This window comes from Pseudomonas sp. PA-1-6B (assembly GCF_021609545.1).
Classification (GTDB): Bacteria; Pseudomonadota; Gammaproteobacteria; order Pseudomonadales; family Pseudomonadaceae; genus Aquipseudomonas; species Aquipseudomonas fluorescens_BV.
This window is the reverse complement of sequence record NZ_WJZM01000088.1, coordinates 1-16,550: the sequence shown is the minus strand read 5'-3', so window position 1 is coordinate 16,550 and position 16,550 is coordinate 1. Positions and strand designations below refer to the sequence as shown.

Here is a 16,550-nt window from a genome sequence, read left to right as displayed (position 1 = left end):
TCCCACATTGGATCGCGGGGCATCAGTTATATCTGTGTCGGCTGCCAGGCCGTCACGGGAGCAAGCTCCCTCGCCACAGATTTAGCGTCGTGCCGAAGTTGTGTAGATACCTATGCTGCGATAGCGGCGAATCAGTCAGTATTTTCAGTGGCTGACACACCGCTATCGCAGGCAAGCCAGCTCCCACAATTTGGATCTATGTTCGACAATGAGATTTAGCTGGGTTTGATGCGCTCTGAAGGCCTGCGCACTCCCGCCACAATCTTGTCCACCGCCTTGGTCGCCGCCACCATACCGAACGTGGCCGTGACCATCATCACTGCGCCAAACCCTCCCGCGCAGTCAAGCTTGACCCCGTCGCCGACAAAACTCTTCTGCAAACAGATACTGCCATCGGGTTTGGGATAGCGCAGTTGTTCGGTGGAAAACACGCAGGGCACGCTGTAATGGCGGGTCACCGTGCGCGAGAAGCCATAATCGCGGCGCAAGGTAGAGCGTACTTTCGACGCCAGCGGATCATTGAAGGTGCGGTTCAGATCGCACACCTGGATCAGCGTGGGGTCAATCTGCCCGCCGGCACCGCCAGTGGTGATGATCTGGATCTTGCGGCGCTTGCACCAGGCAATCAGCGCCGCCTTGGCGTTGACCGCGTCGATGCAGTCGATCACGCAGTCGATAGTCGGGGGGATGTACTCGGCCATGGTGTCGCGGGTGACGAAGTCTGCCACCGCGTGCACGGTGCACTCAGGATTAATACCGCGCAAACGCTCGGCCATCACTTCGACCTTGGGCTTGCCCACGGTGCTGTCCAAGGCATGCAACTGGCGGTTGCTGTTGCTGACGCAGACATCGTCCAGGTCAAACAGCGAAATCTCGCCCACCCCGCAGCGGGCAATCGCTTCCGCCGCCCAGGAACCCACGCCGCCGACGCCGACAATCGCCACATGGGCCGCTTTCAAGCGCTCCAGGCCCTCAAGCCCGTACAAGCGGGCGACGCCTGCAAACCGCGGATCTTCTGTACTCATCATCATTACCCCAAAAACCGGCGCGCATTATAGGGCTACGGAGCGGCAAGTTTTAAGCTACAAGTTACAAGTGAAGAACTTAGATGGAGTTTCGCAGACTAACGTCCGGCTTTTCTCTGTCTGCTGTACGCTCAGGGAAGCGCCAGTGTAGGATGCGCGCCGTTCGGCGCAGGCCGACACCTCTTTCGTTCCGCACCCTTTGGAACCCGACATAACCATGGCATCGCGTAAATTTGGACTCAACCTGGTGGTGGTGCTGGCAATTGCCGCGCTGTTCACCGGTTTCTGGGCGCTGATCAACCGCCCGGTCACCGCTCCCAACTGGCCCGATCAGATCTCCGGTTTTTCCTACTCGCCGTTCCAGCAAGGCCAGTACCCGCAGAAAGGCCAGTACCCTACCGACGAACAGATGCGTCAGGACCTTGCGATCATGAGCAAGCTGACGGACAACATCCGTACCTACTCGGTGGACGGCCCCCTGGGGGATATACCCAAGCTGGCCGAAGAGTTTGGCCTGCGCGTGACCCTGGGGATCTGGATCAGCCCGGACCTTGAGCGTAACGAGCGGGAGATCCAGCGCGCTATCGAGATCGCCAACACCTCGCGCAGTGTCGTGCGCGTAGTGGTGGGCAACGAAGCGTTGTTCCGTGAAGAAATCACCCCCGAAGCCCTGATCGTGCTGCTCGACCGCGTGCGCGCCGCCGTGAAAGTCCCGGTGACCACCTCCGAGCAATGGCACATCTGGGAAAAGAACCCGCAACTGGCCAAGCACGTCGACCTGATCGCCGCGCACATCCTGCCGTTCTGGGAGTACATCCCGATGGACAAGGCCGGCCAGTACGTTCTCGACCGCGCCAAGGACCTGAAGAAAGCCTTCCCGAAAAAGCAGCTGCTGCTATCGGAAGTGGGCTGGCCGAGCAACGGCCGTATGCGCGGTGGCAATGAGACGTCGCCGGCCGACCAGGCGATTTACCTGCGTACGCTGGTCAACAAGCTCAACCGCCAGGGTTACAACTACTTTGTGATCGAGGCCTTCGACCAGCCGTGGAAGGTCAGCGACGAAGGTTCGGCGGGTGCGTATTGGGGTGTATTCAATGCCGCGCGCCAGCAGAAATTCAATTTTGACGGCCCGGTGGTGGCGATTCCGCAATGGCGGGTACTGGCCATCGGTTCGGTAGTGCTTGCGCTGCTGTCCCTGACCCTGTTGATGATCGACGGCTCAGCCCTGCGCCAGCGGGGCCGTACCTTCCTGACCTTCATTGCGTTCCTGTGCGGGTCGGTGCTGGTCTGGATCGGCTACGACTACAGCCAGCAATACAGCACCTGGTTCAGCGTGACGGTCGGTGTGTTGCTGGCACTCGGCGCCCTGGGCGTGTTCATTGTGTTGCTGACCGAAGCCCACGAACTGGCGGAAGCGGTGTGGACCCACAAGCGCCGGCGTGAATTCCTGCCCGTGGAAGGCGACTCGGACTACCGCCCTAAAGTATCGATCCACGTGCCGTGCTACAACGAGCCACCGGAAATGGTCAAGCAGACCCTCGATGCCCTGGCCGCCCTCGACTATCCGGACTACGAAGTCCTGATCATCGACAACAACACCAAGGACCCGGCGGTGTGGGAGCCGGTACGCGACTACTGCGAAACCCTCGGCCCGCGCTTCAAGTTCTTCCACGTCGCGCCCCTGGCCGGTTTCAAGGGCGGCGCGCTGAACTACCTGATCCCGCACACCGCCAAGGATGCCGAAGTGATCGCAGTGATCGACTCGGACTACTGCGTATCGCCGAACTGGCTCAAGCACATGGTGCCGCACTTCGCCGACCCGAAAATCGCCGTGGTGCAGTCGCCCCAGGATTACCGCGACCAGAACGAAAGCACCTTCAAGAAACTCTGCTACGCCGAATACAAGGGCTTCTTCCATATCGGCATGGTGACCCGTAACGACCGTGACGCGATCATCCAGCACGGCACCATGACCATGACCCGCCGCTCGGTGCTTGAAGAGCTGGGCTGGGCCGACTGGTGCATCTGTGAAGACGCCGAACTGGGCCTGCGCGTGTTCGAAAAAGGCCTGTCCGCGGCGTACTACCACGACAGCTACGGCAAGGGTTTGATGCCGGATACCTTTATCGACTTCAAGAAACAGCGTTTCCGCTGGGCCTATGGCGCGATCCAGATCATCAAGCGCCACACCGCCAGCCTGTTGCGCGGCAAGGACACCGAACTGACCCGCGGCCAACGCTACCACTTCCTTGCGGGCTGGTTGCCGTGGGTGGCCGATGGCATGAACATCTTCTTTACCGTCGGCGCCCTGTTGTGGTCTGCGGCGATGATCATCGTGCCGACTCGGGTCGACCCGCCATTGCTGATTTTCGCAATCCCGCCGTTGGCGTTGTTTGTGTTCAAGGTCGGCAAGATCATCTTCCTCTACCGTCGTGCGGTAGGTGTGAACTTGAAAGATGCGTTCTGCGCGGCGCTGGCCGGGTTGGCGCTGTCTCATACCATCGCCAAGGCGGTGTTGTACGGCTTCTTCACCAGCAGCATTCCGTTCTTTCGTACACCGAAAAATGCGGATAACCACGGCTTCTGGGTGGCAATTTCCGAAGCCCGCGAAGAAATGTTCATCATGCTGCTGCTGTGGGGCGCGGCGCTGGGGATCTACCTGGTGCAAGGCCTGCCGAGCAATGACATTCGCTTCTGGGTGGTGATGTTGCTGGTGCAGTCGCTGCCGTATGTGGCGGCGCTGATCATGGCGTTCCTGTCGTCGCTGCCCAAACCTTCGGCGGCGCCTGAGCCCGCGCCGGCGGCGTAAAAAGTCACGCGATGCACTAAACGGCGGCCCTTGGCCGCCGTTTTGCTATAAGATAACGGCCGTTTGTGAGACTTGGCCTGGCCCAATTCTATGTGGGAGCTGGCTTGCCTGCGATGCAGACGCCGCGGTCTGACAGGCACACCGCAGCGATGCTATCGCCGGCAAGCCAGCTCCCACATTGGAATTGCGTCGCTCCAGGCTCGGTATTTCCACATTCGTCCTGCGCCCACCACACGCTTTCCGGAGTTCCCCCATGACGGCCCATGCCGACCTTTCGCCGACCCTTCAACTGGCCATCGACCTGATCCGTCGCCCGTCGGTCACACCGATCGATGCCGATTGCCAGAAGCTGATGATGCAGCGCCTGGGCGACGCCGGTTTTGCGCTTGAACCGATGCGCATTGAAGACGTGGACAACTTCTGGGCCACCCACGGCAAGCACGAAGGCCCGGTGCTGTGTTTTGCCGGTCACACCGACGTGGTGCCGACCGGCCCGGTACAGGCCTGGCAGAACGACCCGTTCGACGCGTTGATCGATGACAACGGCATGCTCTGCGGCCGTGGGGCGGCGGACATGAAAGGCAGCCTGGCGGCGATGCTGGTGGCGGCGGAGCGTTTCGTCAGCGACTACCCGGATCACAAGGGTTCGGTCGCCTTCCTGATCACCAGCGACGAAGAAGGCCCGGCGCACCACGGCACCAAGGCCGTGATCGAACGCTTGGCCGCACGCAAGGAGCGCCTGGACTGGTGCATCGTCGGCGAACCGTCGAGCACCAGCCTGGTGGGCGACGTGGTCAAGAACGGCCGCCGTGGCTCCCTTGGTGCCACCTTGACCGTGCGCGGTGTACAGGGCCACGTGGCTTATCCGCACCTGGCGAAGAACCCGATCCACCTCGCAGCACCGGCGCTGGCCGAACTCGCCGCCGAACATTGGGATGACGGCAACGCGTTCTTCCCACCGACCAGCTTCCAGATTTCCAACCTCAACTCCGGTACCGGTGCCACCAACGTGATCCCAGGTGACCTGACGGCGGTGTTCAACTTCCGTTTTTCCACCGAGTCCACCGTCGAGGGCCTGCAACAACGCGTCGCGGCCATTCTCGACAAACATGGCCTGGACTGGCACGTGGAGTGGGCGCTGTCGGGCCTGCCGTTCCTCACCGAGCCAGGCGCTCTGCTGGATGCAGTTTCGGCCAGCATCCTGGCGATCACCGGGCGCGAGACCCAGGCGTCCACCAGTGGCGGTACTTCCGATGGGCGCTTCATTGCAACGTTGGGCACCCAGGTGGTCGAACTGGGCCCGGTGAACGCGACGATCCACCAGGTCAATGAACGCATCCTGGCCAGCGACCTCGACGTGCTGACCGAAATCTACTACCAGACCCTGATCAAGTTGCTCGCCTGATGCTTGCCTGCCCCATTTGCAGTGCACCGCTCAATACCGTGGACAATGGCGTGGCGTGCCCGGCCGGGCACCGCTTCGACCGCGCGCGCCAGGGTTATTTGAACCTGTTGCCGGTGCAGCACAAGAACAGCCGCGACCCAGGCGACAACCTGGCCATGGTCGAGGCGCGCCGCGACTTCCTCAACGCTGGCCACTATGCGCCAGTGGCCAAGCGCCTGGCCGAACTGGCCGCCGAGCGTGCACCGCAGCGCTGGGTGGATATTGGCTGTGGTGAGGGTTACTACACCGCACAAATCGCCCAGGCCCTGCCCGATGCCGATGGCTACGCGCTGGATATCTCCAAGGAGGCGGTCAAGCGCGCGTGCAAACGCAACCCGGCGCTGACCTGGTTGATCGCCAGCATGGCCCGCGTGCCATTGGCCGATGCCAGTTGCCAGTTCCTCGCCAGCGTGTTCAGCCCGTTGGACTGGCAAGAGGCCAAGCGCCTGCTCAGTCCCGGCGGCGGTTTGATGAAGGTCGGCCCCACCCGCGGCCATTTGATGGAACTGCGCGAGCGTCTTTACGACGAGGTACGCGAGTACACCGACGACAAGCACCTGGCCCTGGTGCCGGACGGTATGAGCCTTGCTCACAGTGAAACCCTGGAATTCACCCTGAGCCTGGCCGAAGCCCAGGACCGCGCCAACCTGCTGGCGATGACGCCCCACGGCTGGCGGGCCAGTGCCGAGCGCCGCCACGAGGTGATCGAGGCGGCTGAGCCGCTGCAGGTCACGGTGTCGATGCGTTACGATTATTTCGTGCTTCAATGACTGACGTTCACCCATCCGCGAATGGATTTTCGAATCCCGCAACGAGGAACATCCATGCGCCAACCCGATATTGAGATTTACCTGAAGGACGCCGACGTCGATCACAAGGCCATCGCTGCCTGGCTGGGCGCCGCACTCGGCCCGTGTACCGACTGGGTCCAGAAAGGCCAGACCTACAAGTGCAAGGCCGGCAGCGTGCCGGTGACCTGGCTGCCCAAGGCGGTGGGCAAATGGAACAGCCTGTACCTGGAAAGCGACCAGACCCCATGGGACGACGACATCGCCTGCGCCCGCGCCGCGTTTGCCGCGCTGAACGTCGAAGTGCGTTGCGCACCGGGCACCTGGGTTGAGGAAGAAGGTGAGGAAAGTGCCGACACCTGGATTCGCATCAGCGAAGACGGTGAAGAGCAGATCACTTGGAAAACCGCCTGACAGCGGATTGCTAACCCAATCAATGTAGGAGCTGGCTTGCCTGCGATGCAGACACCTTGGTCTATCAGTCAGACCACAGTGATGCTATCGCAGGCAAGCCAGCTCCCACAGTTGAATGGGTTAGCAAAACAAAGTTGTTACAGGCCCACCACATCCTCCGCCTGCAAGCCCTTCTCGCCCGTCACCACGGCGTACTCCACCTGCTGGCCTTCGGCCAACGAACGGTGGCCTTCACCGCGAATGGCGCGGTAGTGCACAAACACATCCTTGCCATCCTCACGCTGGATAAAGCCGTAGCCCTTTGCATCGTTGAACCACTTCACATTCCCGGTTTCGCGCGTTGACATCTGTTCACTCCCACTGGTTTTTTATTGTTGAGTCGCTCGCATTGAACTGCCGAGTATAAGACAGGCTCAAAAACCATCAACTCAACTTTACATCGCTGCTTTTTTGCCGATTTTCGGCGAATACGGCACACTACCCGCCCGAGCGCCTGCTCGGTTTTTTCCACTTGAAGCAGCTCGCCTATGACCCGCTCCCCGTTCCGCCGTCTGGTGTTTGGCACCTTGCGCCGACTGTTGTACCTCTGGGTTCGCTCAGAGACGATCAACCAGTCGTCCCTAACCCTCAACCTGGACCGCAGCCGGCCGGTTTTCTACGTCCTGCAATCCCCCTCCCTCACCGAGTTGGCGGTGGTCGATGCCGAGTGCACCAAGGCTGGCCTGCCACGTCCGGTGCTGCCGGTGTCGGTGGGGCCGTTGATGGAGCCTGCGGCGTTCTTCTACCTCACGCCGGATCCGGATTGGCTCGGCCGCCAGGACAAGCGCGGTGCGCCGCCCACCCTGACGCGCCTGGTCAACACCCTCACCGAACACGCCGAAGAGAATGCACAAATCATTCCGGTCAGTGTGTTCTGGGGCCAATCCCCCGAAAGCGAGTCCAGCCCGTGGAAGCTGTTGTTCGCCGACAGCTGGGCGGTCACCGGGCGTCTACGCCGGTTGTTGAGCATCCTGATCCTGGGGCGCAAGACCCGCGTGCAATTCTCCGCGCCTATCAACCTGCGTGAATTGATCGAGCACAATAAAGGCCACGAACGCACCGTACGCATGGCCCAGCGCATCCTGCGTGTGCACTTGCGTAACCTGAAGACGGCAGTGATCGGCCCCGACCTGTCCCACCGGCGTAATCTGGTCAAGGGCCTGGTCAATATGCCGCTGGTACGCCAAGCCATTGCGGATGAAGTCGAACGCGAAAAGATCGCCCCGGAAAAAGCCAAGGCCCTGGCCCTGCGCTATGGCAACGAGATTGCCTCGGATTACACCTACACCGCGATCCGCTTCCTGGAAGTGGTATTGAGCTGGTTCTGGAACAAGATCTACGACGGTATCAAGGTCAATAACATCGAGGGCGTGCAAAAGGTGGCCCAAGGCTACGAGGTGATCTACGTGCCTTGCCACCGCAGCCACATCGACTATCTGCTGCTGTCCTACCTGCTGTTCAAGAACGGCCTGACCCCGCCGCACATCGCCGCCGGCATCAACCTCAACATGCCGGTGATCGGCAGCCTGCTGCGCCGTGGCGGTGCGTTTTTCATGCGCCGCACCTTCAAGGGCAACCCTTTGTACACCTCGGTGTTCAACGAATACCTGCACACCCTGTTTACCAAGGGTTTCCCGGTGGAATACTTCGTCGAAGGCGGCCGCTCGCGCACCGGGCGCATGCTGCAACCGAAAACCGGCATGCTGGCGATCACCTTGCGCAGCTTCCTGCGTTCCTCGCGCATGCCCATCGTGTTCGTGCCGGTGTATATCGGCTATGAGCGCGTGCTCGAAGGCCGCACTTACCTGGGCGAACTGCGTGGCGCGAGCAAGAAGAAAGAGTCGATCTTCGATATTTTCAAAGTGGTCGGCGCGCTCAAGCAGCGCTTCGGCCAAGTGGCGGTCAACTTCGGTGAGCCGATCAAGCTGGCGGAGTTCCTCGACGCCGAGCAACCGGACTGGCGCGCCCAGGAACTGGGGCCGAACTACAAACCGGCCTGGCTAAACGAAACCACCAATCGCCTCGGCGAACAGGTGGCGCGTCATTTGAACGAAGCCGCTGCGGTGAACCCAGTGAACCTGGTGGCGCTGGCCCTGCTGTCCACCACCCGCCTGGCTCTGGATGAACAGGCCATGGCCCGCCAGCTGGACCTGTACCTGGCGCTGTTGCGTCGTGTGCCCTACTCGCCCCATACCACTTTGCCGGAGGGCGATGGCCTGGCGCTGATCAAGCACGTCAAGGACATGAACCTGTTGTCCGAACAGAGCGACGCCCTGGGCAAAATCGTTTATCTGGATGAGCAGAATGCCGTCCTGATGACCTACTACCGCAACAATGTGCTGCACATCTTCGCCCTGCCAGCGTTGCTGGCGAGCTTCTTCCAGAGCAGTTCGCGCATGACCCGCGAACAGATCCTGCGCTACACCCACGCGCTCTACCCGTACCTGCAATCGGAGCTGTTTATCCGTTGGTCGCTGGAGGATCTGGACAGCGTGGTCGACCAGTGGCTGGACGCGTTTGTCGAACAAGGCCTGCTGCGTTTCGAAAACGCCGTATACCTGCGCCCGGCGCCGAGTTCGCGGCACTTTGTGCTGCTGACGCTGCTGTCCAAGAGCATCGCCCAGACCCTGCAACGTTTCTACATGGCGATCTCGTTACTGCTCAACAGCGGCCAGAACAGCATCAGCGCCGAAGAGCTGGAAGACCTGTGCACGATCATGGCCCAGCGCCTGTCGATCCTGCACGGCCTCAATGCCCCGGAATTCTTCGACAAGAGTCTTTTCCGACATTTTATCCAGACGTTGCTGGAGCAAGATGTGCTGCGCCGCGATGAAGCCGGCAAGCTGGGCTATCACGACCTGCTCGGCGAACTGGCCGAAGGCGCCGCCAAACGCGTACTGCCGGCGGATATTCGCCTGTCGATCCGCCAGGTTGCCTTGCACCGCGTGGACGGCGCAGCCGAGGCTGCGGCCGAACCGGTTGCCGTCAACCCTGAAGCATAGCGCTAGACTGAATGAGGCGCCGGGCGGATTCCGGCGCCGTTGAAAAGGAGCCGCACCTTGAAAAAACTCATCCTCCTGGGCCTGACCGCCCTGCTCGGAGCCTGCCACTCGATGACCCCAACCCCGAAGGCCAGCCTCGACGGCGAAGTGTTCTACCTGCAACGCATCGCCCTGCCGCCAGCCGCCACCTTGAGTGTCAGCCTGCAGGACGTGTCTCTGATGGACGCCCCGGCCGTGACCTTCGCCGAACAGAAAGGCCCGGTCAAAGGCCAGGTGCCGCTGCCGTTTCACCTGAGCTATGACCCGGCCCAGGTTAAACCAGGCCACACATACTCGGTCAGCGCTCGCATCGAGCTGGACGGCAAGCTACTGTTTATCACCACCGAGCGGCACACCGTGCAGCTCAACGGCCAGGACCCACAACCGCTGCGCCTGCGCGTGGATGCGGCCGCACACTGATCATTCCCACCCCATAAGGAAGCGCCCATGCTCCGCAAATCTCTTCGCCTCACCGCCCTGTGTGCTGGCTTGCTATTCGGCGCCAACGCCATGGCCCTGGATCTCGGCAGCCTGTCCCAGGGTGAAGCCAGCGGCGGCCTCAAGGATGCCTTGACCCAAGGTGCACAGATTGCTGTGAAACAACTCGGGACGCCCGGTGGTTTCAGCAACAACCCGGACGTGAAGATCGGCCTGCCGGGCAAACTCGGCAAAGTCGCCGACAAGTTGAAAATGTTCGGCATGGGTGACCAGGTCACGCAACTGGAAACCAGCATGAACAAGGCAGCGGAAACCGCCGTGACTCAGGCCCAGCCGATCCTGGTCAACGCTGTGAAGAACATGAGCGTGACCGACGCCAAGGGCATTCTCAGCGGTGGCCAGGACTCCGCCACCCAGTACCTGAACAAAAGCAGCCGTGAAGAGATTCGCGCCAAGTTCCTGCCTATCGTCAAGGCCGCCACCGACAAAGTCGGCGTGGCCCAGCAGTACAACACCCTGGCCGGCAAGGCCGCGGCCTTTGGCGCGGTGGACGCCAAGAGCGCCAACGTTGAGAACTACGTGACCGAGCAGGCCCTGGATGGTTTGTTCAAGATGATTGCGCAGCAGGAAGAAACGATTCGCAAGAATCCAGCGGCTGCGGCTACCGGCTTGGCCAAGAAGGTGTTTGGCGCGCTGTAAAACCTGCCGATCTGCCCTGCGCCCCCACAAGCGCCTCGTATTCTCGAGGCGTTTGCGCAAAAAAGAGCCTCAAAGTCAGTAATTTATGGCCGCCTTCATGACAATCGTCAGCTCAACGGTTTTTATGTAGCAACACTTCGCAGGGGGCTCGGGATTGCAATACTCAGCAGGGTTGGGTTTGCACTCCTCAGGAGGCTTGGGCTTGTAATACTCAGGGGGGTTGGTTTCGCAATCCTCAGGAGGCTTGGGTTTGCAATACTCAGGGGGCCTGGGTTTGCATTCCTCAGGGGGCTTGGGTCTGAAACTCTCAAGAGGCTTGGGTTTGCAATACCCAGGGCGCTTGGGCTTACAACGTTCAGGAGGGCTGGGTTTACACTTTTCAGGAGGTTTTGGCCTGCTGGGCGGACGCAGAAAAGCCTTCAAACTAGCTATACACATGGCGAACTCCTTAAATTCATTCCAATCACTACTGTTTCTGCCGACGAGCAAGAGCAGTAGGTACCTGCCAACCAGGTAACATTGAGTGGCAATCAATAAGGAAAGGTTCCTAGCCCCGTGTAGTGAGCTTCCTATCTCTCACATAGGAAAATTGCTCATTCTGCCGCATGCCAACGGTGACGGGGCGCGTACTCTCTACGCCCCGACAACCGAGATGACAGCCTGATTATCCAGCGTCCTTTTTGACGCGAAACCACGCGGCATAAAGCGCCGGGAGAAAGAGCAAGGTCAATGCCGTAGCCACGATCAACCCTCCCATGATCGCCACGGCCATCGGCCCGAAGAACACACTGCGCGACAGCGGAATCATCGCCAGCACCGCCGCCAGTGCCGTCAGAACAATCGGGCGAAAGCGTCGGACCGTAGCTTCGATAATCGCCTGCCAAGGTGCCAGGCCGGCCTTGATGTCTTGCTCGATCTGGTCCACCAAAATCACCGAATTACGCATGATCATTCCCGACAGCGCGATGGTGCCAAGCATGGCGACGAAGCCGAAGGGTTGGTGGAATACCAGCAGGAACAGGGTCACGCCTATCAGCCCCAACGGTGCGGTGAGAAAGACCATCGCCGTGCGCGAAAAGCTGCGCAGTTGCAGCATCAGCAAGGTCAGCACCACCACGATAAACAGCGGCACGCCGGCCTTCACCGAGTTTTGCCCACGCGCTGAATCTTCAACCGTGCCGCCCACTTCCAGCAGGTAGCCATCCGGCAGTTCGGCACGTACATCGGCGAGCGTCGGCAAGATCTGCTGCACGAGCGTCGCCGGCTGTTCCTTGCCATAGATATCGGCCCGCACAGTCACCGTGGGCAAGCGGTTGCGATGCCAGATGATGCCCTCTTCGAAGCCATATTCGAGGGTAGCAATTTGCGACAGCGCCACGCTTTTACCATTGTCGGTGGGCACGGCAAGGCTCGGCAGGCGCGACAGTTCGCTACGCTCATGCACTGTGCCGCGCAAGAGGATCTCGATCAATTCGTTGTCCTCACGGTACTGGCTGACGCTGGAGCCGGTCAGGGAACTCTGCAGGAATTTCGCCAGGTTGGCAGTGCTCACACCGAGGGCGCGGGCACGGTCCTGGTCGATATTCAGGTAGACGATTTTGCTTGGCTCTTCCCAGTCCAAGTGCACATTGACCACATGGGTATTTTCGCGAACCTTGGCCGCCACTTTGCGCGCCAGCGCGCGCACCTCTTCGATGTGCTCGCCGGTCACGCGAAACTGCACCGGGTAACCTACGGGCGGGCCGTTCTCCAGCCGTGTGACACGCGAGCGCAGGTCGGGAAATTGCTCGTTGAGGGTTTCGATCAGCCAGGTGCGCAGGCTTTCTCGCTCCTCGATGGTGTTGGCCAGCACCACAAACTGGGCGAAGCTGGCAGCGGGCAATTGCTGGTCCAGTGGCAGGTAAAACCGCGGCGAACCGGTGCCCGCGTAGGCGACATAGTTGTTGATGCCGGCATGCTCCTTGAGCAACGCCTCCAGGCGTTTGACCTGTTCGGCGGTGTTGCTGAGCGAAGCGCCCTCGGCCAGTTTCAGGTCGACCATCAACTCCAGGCGACCGGAAGCCGGGAAGAACTGTTGCGGCACGAAGCGGAACAGTGCAACCGAGCCGATAAACAGCAGCAAGGTCAGCACGATCACGGTTTTACGCCGTTGCACGCACCACTCCACCAGACGTCTTACACGCTGATAGAAGGGTGTGCCGTAAGGGTCCGGGCCGTCGGTACCGTGTTTGGCGGCGTGAATCTTCGCCAGGTCGGGCAGGAGTTTTTCCCCCAGGTACGGCACAAACACCACGGCTGCCACCCAGGAGGCCAGCAGTGCGATGGTCACCACCTGGAAGATCGAGCGGGTGTATTCCCCGGTGCTCGATTGCGCGGTGGCAATTGGCAAGAAGCCCGCCGCCGTGATCAGGGTGCCGGTGAGCATAGGGAACGCGGTACTGGTCCAGGCGAAACTCGCAGCCTTGAGCCGGTCGTAGCCCTGCTCCATTTTGATCGCCATCATTTCCACGGCGATGATCGCGTCATCTACCAACAAGCCCAGGGCCAGGACCAAGGCGCCAAGGGAAATCTTGTGCAGGCCGATGCCCAGGTAGTACATGCTGGCAAAGGTCATCGCCAGTACCAGCGGAATCGTCAGGGCAACGACCATGCCGGTGCGCACACCGAGGGAGAAAAAGCTCACCAGCAAAACAATCGCCAACGCTTCAGCCAGTACCTGGACAAACTCGCCGACGCTGGTCTTTACCGCTGCTGGTTGGTCCGACACTTTGCGCAGCTCCATCCCTGCCGGAAGGTTCTTTTGCAGGCGTGCGAATTGCGCTTCAAGGGCCTTGCCCAATACGAGGATGTCGCCACCGTCGCGCATGGCCACGGCCAGGCCGATGGCATCTGCGCCCATGTAGCGCATGCGCGGTGCCGGTGGGTCGTTGAAACCTCGATGGATGTCAGCCACGTCACCGATGCGGAAAGTGCGATCCCCCACGCGTATCGGAAAGTTGCGGATCTCTTCCACCGTCTTGAAGTTGCCAGAAACGCGCAATTGCACGCGCTCGGTAGGGGTTTCAAAGAAGCCGGCGGTGGACACCGCATTTTGTTCCTGCAACGCCTGCTGTACCGCAGCCAAAGGCAAGCCGAGGGTAGCGAGCTTGAGGTTGGACAGCTCGATCCAGATCTTCTCGTCCTGTAAGCCGAGCAACTCGACCTTGCCCACATCCGGGACACGTTGCAGCTGGATCTGGATGCGATCGGCGTAGTCCTTGAGCACGGCGTAGTCGAATCCGTCGCCGGTCAGGGCGTAGATATTGCCGAACGTGGTGCCGAACTCATCGTTGAAAAACGGCCCCTGGATATCCGGCGGCAAGGTGTGGCGGATGTCGCTGATTTTCTTGCGCACCTGATACCACAGCTCGGGAATCTGCGCCGAACGCATCGAATCACGGGCAATAAAGGTGACCTGGGATTCACCTGGGCGGGAGAACGACACGATGCGTTCGTACTCACCGGTCTCCATGAGTTTTTTCTCGATTCGCTCGGTGACCTGGCGCGATACCTCCTGGGCCGTGGCCCCGGGCCAGTTGGTCTTGATCACCATGGCCTTGAAGGTAAAGGGCGGGTCTTCGCTTTGCCCCAGCTTGGTGTAGGACAAGGTGCCAACCACGGCCAGCAGGATCATCAGGAACAGTACGATCTGGCGATTACGCAACGCCCACTCGGAAAGATTGAAACCCATGGGGACTACTCCTTGGCCGCCAGATTAACCACACGGTTGGAGCGGTCCACCGGGCGCACTGACTGGCCCTCATGGAGTACATGCACGCCTGCGGCAACCACCCAATCGGTGGCGGCCAATCCTTCCAGTATCGGTACGGTGTTTTCGCCAAAGGCACCAATGCGCACGGGAGTGCGTTCAAGGGTGTTGTCCGGTTGTACGCGCCAGACGTAGGACGCGCCGTTTTCGGCACTCAGGGCAGACAAGGGTACCGACAGCGCAATGACACCGTCGGCCTGGATGAAAACCCGCGCACTTTGGCCCAGTTCGGCGGGCACTTTGCCGCCGGTGAAGGCCACACGCGCGGCGAAAGTGCGGGATTTGGGATCGGCCGCGGGAGACAGCTCACGAATGCGCCCGGCAAAACGTTGCTCTGGCTGGCTCCATAACTCCACCGACACTGGCTGGCCGACCTTGAAGCGGCCAAAGCCCTGTTCAGGCAGGCTGATCAACACTTCACGCTCGCCATCGGTGGCCAGGGTGAACACGGTCTGACCAGCGGAAACCACTTGCCCCACTTCGACGGCACGCTTGGCGACCACACCGTCCTGAGGCGCACGCAGCACGGCGTAGCCGGCCTGGTTGCTCGACACATCGAACTCGGCCTTGATCTGCTTGAGGCGTGCTTCACCGGCTCGGTAGAGGTTTTCGGAATTGTCGTACTGCGACCGACTGACCATCTGCCGGTCCATCAAGGTCTTGTAGCGATCTCGTTCCGCACGCACCAGGCTGAGATTGGCCTCTGCAGCGGCTACTTGAGCGCGGGTCGCTTCCAGTTGCAGGCGCACGTCCTGGGGGTCGAGTTCGGCCAGCGGCTGGTTGGCCTTGACCCGCTCGCCCTCCTCCACCAGGCGCTTGCTGACTTTACCGCCGATGCGAAAGGCCAGGTCCGGCTCATAACGGGCACGCACCTCACCGGGGTAGCTGTCCATCGCCTGTGCCGAAGGCTGCGGTTGCACCACCATGGCCGGACGTACGGTGGTCTGGGCCGCTTCTTCATGGCCGCACGCGGCCAACAGGAAGACCAGGCTGACAGGCAAAGCAAGGGGCAGGAAAGCGCTGCGCATGCTGAAGGACCTTTCGCAAATAGAGCTTGGAATAATTATACTGGCCGGTATGTTATTAATACCAAACTCACCAGTCCAGTATTAAAGGTGAAAATGTCCGACAATCCTCTGAACACCGCAAGCCCCGGGCGTCCCAAGGACATGGCAAAACGCCAGGCAATCCTCGAATCGGCGAAATCGCTGTTCCTGGACAAGGGTTATGCGAACACCAGCATGGACGCCGTTGCCCTGGCGGCCGGCGTATCGAAGCTCACGGTTTACAGCCACTTCACCGACAAGGAGACGCTGTTCACCGCTGCGGTGGTGGCCAAATGTGAAGAGCAGTTGCCGGTGATGTACTTCGAGCTTCCCGAAGGCATGCCCGTCGAGACGGTGTTGCTCAACATCGCACGCGGCTTTCATCGGCTGATCAACAGCGAGGAGTCGGTAAACCTGCATCGCCTGATGATGACCACCGGCAATCAGGACGTGAAACTCTCCCAGATCTTCTTCAACGCCGGCCCCATGCGCATGCTGCAAGGCATGGAGCGCCTGCTCGGTAAGATTCACCAGGGCGGCGCGCTGAGCATCGACACACCGTTCAAAGCCGCGGAGCACTTCTTTTGCTTGCTTAAGGGCACGGCGAACTTTCGTTTGTTGTACGGGTGTGGCGGGCAATTGAGTGCGCAAGAGGCCGAGGAGCATGTGCAGGACGTGGTGAAGTTGTTTATGCGGGGCTATCGCAGCACGGGGCTCGACAGCACTGCATAGGCGGTAGCAACCGACGGTAACCACGATGCGAAGCGAGTCGCTCTTGATCTGCTCTTGATCTGCTTTTGATCTGCTTTTGATTTTGATCTTAAGCGCCCCGTCAAACCACGCTGGCCGGAATTCGACAGGGATTTGGGGGATAAACCGGCAGGGATGCCGGTTTAGCCGCCCCGCGCCATGGATGGCGCGTGGCGGCGGCCCCCCCAAATCACTGGCGGATTACGGGCACACCGAGCCTAAGCGAGGTGCCGAGTGGTGGGGCAAGAG

At 60.6% G+C, this 16,550-nt stretch carries 12 protein-coding genes; 8 read left to right on the top strand and 4 right to left on the bottom strand.

Annotation, left to right across the window (positions count from 1 at the left end; all coding sequences use genetic code 11):
* Nucleotides 1-215 precede the first annotated feature (215 nt).
* On the bottom strand, nucleotides 216-1,025 hold the full coding sequence (gene tcdA / locus GIV35_RS26035; protein ID WP_419789557.1) for a tRNA cyclic N6-threonylcarbamoyladenosine(37) synthase TcdA: 810 nt from the start codon (nucleotides 1,023-1,025) through the stop codon (nucleotides 216-218).
* A 217-nt stretch (nucleotides 1,026-1,242) separates the two neighbouring features.
* Here tcdA and GIV35_RS26030 point away from each other — a divergent pair, with 217 nt between their 5' ends.
* The 4 genes from GIV35_RS26030 (at nucleotide 1,243) to GIV35_RS26015 (ending at nucleotide 6,480) form a co-directional block, all read left to right on the top strand.
* Complete coding sequence (locus tag GIV35_RS26030; RefSeq protein WP_105226008.1) at nucleotides 1,243-3,834, top strand: glycosyltransferase; 2,592 nt, start codon at nucleotides 1,243-1,245, stop codon at nucleotides 3,832-3,834.
* 253 nt (nucleotides 3,835-4,087) lie between these two features.
* Nucleotides 4,088-5,239 (top strand): succinyl-diaminopimelate desuccinylase, encoded by a 1,152-nt coding sequence (dapE, locus tag GIV35_RS26025; RefSeq protein ID WP_054897128.1) that lies wholly within the window; start codon nucleotides 4,088-4,090, stop codon nucleotides 5,237-5,239.
* Nucleotides 5,239-6,048: a putative RNA methyltransferase gene (locus tag GIV35_RS26020; protein ID WP_200648534.1), complete on the top strand. Its 810-nt coding sequence runs from the start codon at nucleotides 5,239-5,241 to the stop codon at nucleotides 6,046-6,048. The genes dapE and GIV35_RS26020 overlap by 1 nt, the downstream gene beginning before the upstream one ends.
* A 54-nt stretch (nucleotides 6,049-6,102) precedes the next feature.
* Complete coding sequence (locus GIV35_RS26015) at nucleotides 6,103-6,480, top strand: hypothetical protein (RefSeq protein ID WP_034126820.1); 378 nt, start codon at nucleotides 6,103-6,105, stop codon at nucleotides 6,478-6,480.
* 137 nt (nucleotides 6,481-6,617) lie between these two features.
* Here GIV35_RS26015 and GIV35_RS26010 read toward each other — a convergent pair whose 3' ends face one another.
* Nucleotides 6,618-6,827 carry a cold-shock protein gene (locus tag GIV35_RS26010; protein ID WP_034126819.1) on the bottom strand — a complete coding sequence of 70 codons (210 nt, stop codon included), beginning with the start codon at nucleotides 6,825-6,827 and terminating at the stop codon, nucleotides 6,618-6,620.
* 180 nt (nucleotides 6,828-7,007) lie between these two features.
* On the opposite strand from GIV35_RS26010, the gene plsB reads away from it, so the two are divergent.
* From plsB to GIV35_RS25995, 3 genes are read left to right on the top strand one after another with little or no spacing between them, the layout of a single operon-like run.
* A complete protein-coding gene (gene plsB / locus GIV35_RS26005; RefSeq protein WP_236265249.1) occupies nucleotides 7,008-9,521 on the top strand; it encodes a glycerol-3-phosphate 1-O-acyltransferase PlsB in 2,514 nt (837 codons plus the stop codon).
* A 57-nt stretch (nucleotides 9,522-9,578) separates the two neighbouring features.
* Complete coding sequence (locus GIV35_RS26000; protein WP_236265250.1) at nucleotides 9,579-9,980, top strand: YbaY family lipoprotein; 402 nt, start codon at nucleotides 9,579-9,581, stop codon at nucleotides 9,978-9,980.
* A 27-nt stretch (nucleotides 9,981-10,007) separates the two neighbouring features.
* A complete protein-coding gene (locus GIV35_RS25995) occupies nucleotides 10,008-10,697 on the top strand; it encodes a DUF4197 domain-containing protein (protein ID WP_223022972.1) in 690 nt (229 codons plus the stop codon).
* Between the two features lie 664 nt (nucleotides 10,698-11,361).
* On the opposite strand, the gene GIV35_RS25990 is transcribed toward GIV35_RS25995, so the two are convergent.
* Both GIV35_RS25990 and GIV35_RS25985 read right to left on the bottom strand, forming a co-directional pair.
* Nucleotides 11,362-14,427 carry an efflux RND transporter permease subunit gene (locus GIV35_RS25990; RefSeq protein ID WP_054897123.1) on the bottom strand — a complete coding sequence of 1,022 codons (3,066 nt, stop codon included), beginning with the start codon at nucleotides 14,425-14,427 and terminating at the stop codon, nucleotides 11,362-11,364.
* Nucleotides 14,428-14,432: 5 nt separating this feature from the next.
* Nucleotides 14,433-15,533 (bottom strand): efflux RND transporter periplasmic adaptor subunit, encoded by a 1,101-nt coding sequence (locus GIV35_RS25985; protein WP_072447672.1) that lies wholly within the window; start codon nucleotides 15,531-15,533, stop codon nucleotides 14,433-14,435.
* Nucleotides 15,534-15,626: 93 nt separating this feature from the next.
* On the opposite strand from GIV35_RS25985, the gene GIV35_RS25980 reads away from it, so the two are divergent.
* Nucleotides 15,627-16,283 (top strand): TetR/AcrR family transcriptional regulator, encoded by a 657-nt coding sequence (locus GIV35_RS25980; protein WP_236265252.1) that lies wholly within the window; start codon nucleotides 15,627-15,629, stop codon nucleotides 16,281-16,283.
* Nucleotides 16,284-16,550: the final 267 nt, after the last annotated feature.

What these genes read in the sequence shown, in the direction of transcription:
- GIV35_RS26020 (WP_200648534.1), top strand. Translation starts at nt 5,239, where the DNA reads ATGCTTGCCTGCCCCATTTGCAGTGCACCGCTCAATACCGTGGACAAT.
- tcdA (WP_419789557.1), bottom strand. Translation starts at nt 1,025, where the DNA reads ATGAGTACAGAAGATCCGCGGTTTGCAGGCGTCGCCCGCTTGTACGGG.
- GIV35_RS25985 (WP_072447672.1), bottom strand. Translation starts at nt 15,533, where the DNA reads ATGCGCAGCGCTTTCCTGCCCCTTGCTTTGCCTGTCAGCCTGGTCTTC.
- GIV35_RS25995 (WP_223022972.1), top strand. Translation starts at nt 10,008, where the DNA reads ATGCTCCGCAAATCTCTTCGCCTCACCGCCCTGTGTGCTGGCTTGCTA.
- GIV35_RS25980 (WP_236265252.1), top strand. Translation starts at nt 15,627, where the DNA reads ATGTCCGACAATCCTCTGAACACCGCAAGCCCCGGGCGTCCCAAGGAC.
- GIV35_RS26030 (WP_105226008.1), top strand. Translation starts at nt 1,243, where the DNA reads ATGGCATCGCGTAAATTTGGACTCAACCTGGTGGTGGTGCTGGCAATT.
- plsB (WP_236265249.1), top strand. Translation starts at nt 7,008, where the DNA reads ATGACCCGCTCCCCGTTCCGCCGTCTGGTGTTTGGCACCTTGCGCCGA.
- GIV35_RS26015 (WP_034126820.1), top strand. Translation starts at nt 6,103, where the DNA reads ATGCGCCAACCCGATATTGAGATTTACCTGAAGGACGCCGACGTCGAT.
- GIV35_RS25990 (WP_054897123.1), bottom strand. Translation starts at nt 14,427, where the DNA reads ATGGGTTTCAATCTTTCCGAGTGGGCGTTGCGTAATCGCCAGATCGTA.
- dapE (WP_054897128.1), top strand. Translation starts at nt 4,088, where the DNA reads ATGACGGCCCATGCCGACCTTTCGCCGACCCTTCAACTGGCCATCGAC.
- GIV35_RS26010 (WP_034126819.1), bottom strand. Translation starts at nt 6,827, where the DNA reads ATGTCAACGCGCGAAACCGGGAATGTGAAGTGGTTCAACGATGCAAAG.